We start from the raw sequence: 1460 nt of genomic DNA, 5'->3' as shown, positions 1-1460 counted from the left end.
GTGGAGTTCCGGTTCAACGTGTAATCGTCCCGTTACTGTATGTTGGTCGTTTCGTCAAACGTGCCAGTCAGAAGGGGTCGGACTCTGACGAGTCCGACCCCTTCTGCATTCCCGTGCTGACTTGGTGCTGACTTTTCAGCTGCTTCGGGGCGGCGTGAGCTTGTCGAGGTCAAGGCTGACCTCGAAAGGCACCGGGCGCTGGAGGGTGCCCCGGAAGATCCCGGCGGGCGCGTAGGTGCCAGTGGGTTCGTCGAGTTCGTAGACGTGGACGACGGGTGCCCCGTCCTCGTCCTCGATGCACCAGTAGTGCGGGATGCCGGCCTCTGCGTACTTGCGGATTTTTACTGTGCGATCGCGATGGGCGGACTCCGGGGAGACGACCTCGATGACGAGCTGGACGTCCTCCGGTGCGAACCAGGTACGGTCGCCGTCGAAATCGGCCGTTGTCACCAGCAGGTCCGGTTCGGGACGGTTGCGCGGGTCGAGCTTGATGGTCATCTCGCGGCCGACTCTGGTGTCGGCGGGCACCTGCTCCATGAGTGCGACGGTGAGCATGGTGACGAGGTGGCCGTGCCACCACCTCTGGGGCGACATCATGAAGACGAGGGCTCCATCGATCAGCTCGGTGTGGCGGGGTGCCTCGGGGAGGCGGTCGAGGTCCTCCGCGAACCAGCCTTCCGCGCGCGGCGGGCGCATCCAGTCGGGCAGTGCGGTCATGAGCCAACCCTAGCGATTGCGGCCGCCAAGAGGGGGCGTCGTGCTGCTGATCCATAATCGGCGCATGGATGTCGTCGGGATACTTGAGGCAGCCTCGCTGCTGGTGCCCGAAGGGGTAGCCACCGAGAAGGACGTCACGGTGTCCGATGTCTGGGAGTACCTCGTGCACGACGAGTGGGAGGTCGCGCTCGACCTGCTGGAAGAGCTGGGTGACGAGTGGTCGGCGCCGTCGGGTTTCTGGGAGGAGCTGGAGCGTGCGGCCGGGATGCTGGGGCTCGAACGGAGCCGGGAGTGGTGCCGGTGGCGGGGGGTCGAGGCGCGAGCGGGCGTTATCCGGGCCGAACTCGTGCTCCGACCGGCTGGTGAGACGTTCCGGCGTACGTCGATTCCTGGAGCAGGGGTGCTGCGGCCGATGTGGGACATCGGCAACCGGAGGGACGACGGAACGAGTGAACTGGCCATCGCTCGGCTGTGGGTCGAGTTCGCTCGTGACCTCGCGCCCGGCGCTCGGGCTCCGGTGCGGCTCCTGCCCCTGACCGCGGCGCGGTGGAGGCACCTCGCCCCGGGCGACCGGATCACGCTGCACGAGACCGCGGTGGCCGGCGGGACGGCGACGATCCTGGAGGTTCGGCCTCCGTCGGTGGACGAGGAACACGCGCCACGGTGCTGATTCTGTGCTGACTTGAGCGCCCCAGAACAGTGTTTCCGCAGGTGGGAGCTTTGTAGTGCACATTCCGGTTCAA

At 66.5% G+C, this 1460-nt stretch carries 2 protein-coding genes; one reads left to right on the top strand and one right to left on the bottom strand.

Features of this window, described 5'->3' with window-relative positions; all coding sequences use genetic code 11:
* Positions 1–135 precede the first annotated feature (135 nt).
* Positions 136–717 carry a Uma2 family endonuclease gene (locus tag AC5P1B_RS35610; RefSeq protein ID WP_493892181.1) on the bottom strand — a complete coding sequence of 194 codons (582 nt, stop codon included), beginning with the start codon at positions 715–717 and terminating at the stop codon, positions 136–138.
* A 64-nt stretch (positions 718–781) separates the two neighbouring features.
* Here AC5P1B_RS35610 and AC5P1B_RS35605 point away from each other — a divergent pair, with 64 nt between their 5' ends.
* Positions 782–1387 carry a hypothetical protein gene (locus AC5P1B_RS35605; protein ID WP_493892180.1) on the top strand — a complete coding sequence of 202 codons (606 nt, stop codon included), beginning with the start codon at positions 782–784 and terminating at the stop codon, positions 1385–1387.
* Positions 1388–1460 lie beyond the last annotated feature (73 nt).

It is taken from the genome of Streptomyces sp. A01, assembly GCF_059026195.1.
Note: the sequence above shows the minus strand (reverse complement) of the source record. Positions and strands in the feature narration are given on the sequence as shown.

Coding starts and splice junctions, on each gene's coding strand:
- AC5P1B_RS35610 (WP_493892181.1), bottom strand. CDS start 717: ATGACCGCACTGCCCGACTGGATGCGCCCGCCGCGCGCGGAAGGCTGG.
- AC5P1B_RS35605 (WP_493892180.1), top strand. CDS start 782: ATGGATGTCGTCGGGATACTTGAGGCAGCCTCGCTGCTGGTGCCCGAA.